This window comes from Neorhizobium sp. BETTINA12A (genome assembly GCF_023006485.1).
Classification (GTDB): domain Bacteria; phylum Pseudomonadota; class Alphaproteobacteria; order Rhizobiales; family Rhizobiaceae; genus Neorhizobium.
This window is the reverse complement of sequence record NZ_JALBGW010000251.1, coordinates 1-4,668: the sequence shown is the minus strand read 5'-3', so window position 1 is coordinate 4,668 and position 4,668 is coordinate 1. Positions and strand designations below refer to the sequence as shown.

Here is a 4,668-nt window from a genome sequence, read left to right as displayed (position 1 = left end):
CGGATCGCCGGAGCCGCGGCTGCCGAAACGTCAAAGGTGCCGTCTGCCACGACCCGGCTGGAATTGGCGACGGCGCCGACGCCGGTAAGGGCGAGGCTGCTGCCGAAGTCGATCTGCGTCTCGCCTGAGTAGATGCTGTTTGCCTGCAGGTTGAAGACGCCGCCCCCGGTGACGGTCAGGCCGCCGACGCCGCTGAAGCCCGACGCCGCGTCAGTTCCTACGGCAAAGCCGCCGGTATGGATCGTCAGCCCGCCGGCGAGAAGGTTGAGCTCGGTGCCGGAAAATCCGTTGATGAAGGTCGGGTTGGCGGCCGTCGCGCGCAGAATGCCATCGTTGAAATTGGCCTGACTTGCACCGGGGCCGCCCCGAAGGGATAGGGTCTGTAACGTGCCGCCGCCGCTGATGTTGAGGGTGCCTGAGGACGGGGAAGGGGGACCGGCGCTACCGCCAAGAACGGTATTCGACCCTGTTGTAACCTGCCCGCCATTCTCAATATTGAGTGTCCCAGTACCGGAAAAGCCGACATAAAAAGTTGCGATTGGTACGTTCCACTGCGATCCAGAGCCGGTTACGGTGACAGTCCCAGTGCTTCCGGCTACAATCGCAAGCCGGGAGCTGCCGGTGCTGGTCAGACGGCTGCCGTTTTGAATCGTGAGCGCGCCAGACGCACCTACGGCTGCGCCCACGCTTATGGCGCCCACCGGGACGACCATGGGCCCGCCGACGCCGAGAACTGCGTCCGGCCGACTTGCGCCCACTGCGCCAATGTTGACAGTTTGACCGGGGATGGGAGCGATTCCACCCGACCAGTTGCTCGCATCCGTCCAGTCCGTGCTTGTCGCTCCAGTCCAAGCTGCGACCTGGGCTGAGGCCGGCGTTGCGAAGCTGAAGCCCAGAAGCAGCGCCGTCCCGCAGACGCCCGAAAGCAGCGCCGGTTTCCTGGTTCCGTGAAACCCACAGCCAGTCCGCATAACGTAACCCCCGTAAAATGCACTCAGAAATTGATTTCGGATAATTTGATCAAGATTCGTATCTGCTTGATAAGAAAAGACAAATGTTAAGAAAGTATTACTGCCCCCTCAAAAAAGGGGGGTCCTAAAGGGAGGCCGGCGCGTGGCGCCCGGCGCCGCAAGGCGCCCAGCCTGATCCACATGTATTTCCTGAACAGGAACGTTCTGAAGCGGCCTCTCCGGATTCTCAAGAATCTGACGAAGCTCCGACCGCTGTCGGCGGGGTACAGAAAGAAGTTTCTGGGCTTTCCGCCGGGAAGACGGAGCAGATATCGCGGCGTCCGATCCAGGCTCGGGATGCGCTGAGGAGCATAGCAAGGCTTCGGCGCGGCGATGCGGATTGCTGGGGAAAGCGCGGCGCATCGATGGTCACGGCGAAAGCGGCCGGACCTGACGACCGGCCGCTTCGGATTTCGTCGCGGTGATTAAACGGCGCCGCGGGTTTCCACGTAGATCGCGTAGACCGAATGGCTGCTCGCCATATAGAGGCGGTTCTTCTTCGGGCCGCCGAAGACAAGGTTCGGGCACCGCTCCGGAAGCTTGATAAAGCCGATCGCCTTGCCGGCCGGGTTGAATATCTTGACGCCGTTCAGATCCTCGGGCTTGGCGCCTGCAGCGCCGTTCGATCCCCAGCCGCACCAGAGATTGCCATCGACGTCGATCTTGAAGCCATCGAGACCGCCGTTGTCGTCGGCCGTCACCAATGCCGTCTTGTTCGAAAGCTTCACGCCGTCTGCACCGACATCGTAGCTCCAGATGATGCGGAAGGGCGATGCGCGGCCTTCAACGATGTAGAGCTTCTTTTCATCCGGCGAAAATGCAAGGCCGTTCGGGCCTTTGAGCTCATCGGTGACGAGGCCAAGCTTGCCGTCCGGCGAGATGCGATAGACCGAATGTGGCAGTTCCGCTGTTGCCTTGTCTCCTTCCCACTCGCCGGCAATGCCGAAGGGCGGATCAGTGAACCAGATGGAGCCGTCCGATTTGCAGACGATATCGTTCGGGGAGTTGAGCTTCTTGCCGTTGTAGTTGTCCGCGAGCACGGTGATCGATCCGTCATATTCGGTGCGGGTGACCCGGCGCGTCAGATGTTCGCAGGAAAGCAGCCGGCCCTGGCGGTCGCGGGCGTGGCCGTTGGCATAGTTGGCGTTGGCGTTGTAGACGCTCCAGCTCTCATTGGCTTCGTCATAGCGCATGACCCGATTGTTCGGAATGTCGCTGACGAGCAGATAGCGCCCGTCGCCGAACCAGACCGGGCCTTCCAGCCAGCGAGCGCCGGTTGCGACCTGTTCGAGCGAGCTGCTGGCGATGCGATATTTTGCAAAGCTCGGATCGAGGATTTGGATAGCCGGATCGGGGTAGATCGGGCTCGGCGTAAAGCCGATCGCTTGCGCGGATGCCATTTTCGGGAAGGTGGTTGCCAGGGCGGCCGCTGAAAGCGTCATGATGTTGCGGCGTGAAAAATTCACGTTGAAGTCCTTTGATTATGGATAGTTGATTTCATATCAATTTGCCGGGTTTGACGGGGAACCGAGACGATGGTCCGCCTCCAATTAAAGGCAGTCCATTGTGCGTCGCAACAAACAAGATTGCCTTCTGCAGCCTTTGGTTAAGCAGTGGTGAAAACCACCTGAAAGTCCGAATGTGCCTTTGATGCGCTGCGGCAAGAGTAAGATTTTATTATGAAAAAGCGCTTATGAAAAACGGAGGATCAAGTTCGATCACCATGCGCATGATGTGCACCGTCCGGCACGGCTCCGGCATTTCTCACTTTTCGATGCACTGTCGCTCTTTCAGCGTTTTTCGAGGTATCTGATGCTCAAGAATTTAAAGATCAAAACAAAATTTCTCATGGCGATTGCCATCCTCGCGGTCATTTCCCTTGCAGGCCTGATGTATGTCACCAGCAGGTTCAGCGCCGCCAACGAGGCTTATTCCGGCTTCCTGCAGAAGGAAAGTAACGCGGCGACCTTCGGACCCCGCGGCGCCGCCGGCATGTGGACCGCGACAACATGGCTGAGCCGCGCGCTGGCCCAGGACCCGGCAAGCGCAGCTTTCCAGGATCTTTCCGGCCGTTTTTCCAAGGAATTTGCTGGCGCCCGTGACCGGTTGACCCAGATCCCGGCGCTGGTGCCGAGCCGCAAGGCTGCGATCGACGAACTGCTTGCCGGTGCGGATGCGCTGAAGGCAGTCGGCGACGATCTTCTCAAGGCCCATACCGCAGGCGACCAGGAAAAGGTCCGCACCCTTTCCGCCAAGCTCGACCAGGCCATCGTCGATCTCTCGCCGAAATTCGGCGCCAATAACGGCGCCATGGCCGAAATTCTCAACAATGGCGCCAAGACGTTGAGCCAATCGGTCTCCAGCACGATCACCTATGCGATCTGCGGCATGCTTTTAGGCATCGCGATCGCCGCCGTTCTGTCCATGACCATCGCTCATAAGGGCATCACCGCGCCGATGGCCCGCCTGCGTGAGCGCATGGCTTCGCTGGCCGCCAGCCAGACGGAAGCTGCCATCGACGGCCTCGACCGCAAGGACGAAATCGGCGAGATGGCCAAGGCCGTCGCCATCTTCCGCGACAACGCTCTGGAGCGTGCTCGCCTGGAACGGGAAGCTGAAGACAATCGTGGCCTGTCGGAGCGCGACCGCATGGAGCGCGAAGCCCAGAAGACGCGCGAAGCCGCCGAGATCAAGTTTGCCGTCGACAACCTGGCAGAGGGCCTGAGCCATCTGTCCGATGGCAACGTCTCCTATCGCATCGAAAAGCAGTTCACCGCGACGTTGGACGGTGTCCGCAACGATTTCAACATCTCGGCCACAAAGCTGCAGACGGCCCTGGAGCAGGTGGCGGAGAATGCCCGCAGCATCCAGGCCGGTTCGGCGGAGATCAAGGCGGCCGCCGACGATCTGGCCAAGCGCACCGAGCAGCAGGCAGCTTCCGTCGAGGAAACCGCCGCAGCTCTCGAAGAGATCACCACTACCGTCAAGGACGCTACCAAACGCGCTCAGGAGGCCGGTGCGCTGGTTGCCCGCACCCGCAGCGGCGCCGAAAACTCCGGCGAGGTCGTCCAGCGTGCCGTCAAGGCGATGGAACAGATCGAGAAGTCCTCAGGCGAGATTTCCAACATCATTGGCGTCATCGACGATATCGCCTTCCAGACCAATCTTCTGGCACTCAACGCCGGCGTCGAAGCGGCCCGCGCGGGCGATGCAGGCAAGGGTTTTGCAGTCGTTGCCCAGGAAGTGCGCGAACTCGCCCAGCGTTCCGCCAAGGCCGCCAAGGAGATCAAGGCGCTGATCACGACGTCGAATGAACAGGTCAATGCCGGAGTGCAGCTGGTGGGTCAGACCGGACAGGCGCTGGTAACGATCGTTGCGGAAGTGCAGGAAATCAACCGGCACGTCAACGCAATCGTGGAGTCGGCCCAGGAACAGTCTTCGGGCCTTCAGCAGATCAACACGGCCGTCAACCAGATGGACCAGGATACCCAGAAGAATGCCGCGATGGTCGAGGAATCGACCGCTGCAAGCCACGGTCTCGCCCGGGATGCGGCATCGCTCAACGAACTGTTGGCCCAGTTCAAACTGCCCGGTCAGCGCCACGTTCCGCGTCCGGCCGATCGCCGCGACGCGCCGGCTGCCTCGCCGGCCCGCAATC

Annotated in this window: 2 protein-coding genes and 1 pseudogene; 1 reads left to right on the top strand and 2 read right to left on the bottom strand. The window is 60.8% G+C overall.

What is annotated here, in order from left to right; translation table 11 throughout:
* Together MOV61_RS28515 and MOV61_RS28510 are read right to left on the bottom strand one after the other, a co-directional pair.
* Positions 1–713, bottom strand: a pseudogene (locus MOV61_RS28515) (autotransporter outer membrane beta-barrel domain-containing protein); the annotation flags it as partial.
* 722 nt (positions 714–1,435) lie between these two features.
* On the bottom strand, positions 1,436–2,476 hold the full coding sequence (locus tag MOV61_RS28510) for an SMP-30/gluconolactonase/LRE family protein (protein WP_247138995.1): 1,041 nt from the start codon (positions 2,474–2,476) through the stop codon (positions 1,436–1,438).
* Positions 2,477–2,822: 346 nt separating this feature from the next.
* Between MOV61_RS28510 and MOV61_RS28505 the strand changes: the two genes are divergently transcribed.
* On the top strand, positions 2,823–4,668 hold a 1,846-nt coding region (locus MOV61_RS28505; RefSeq protein ID WP_247138994.1), incomplete at its 3' end, for a methyl-accepting chemotaxis protein.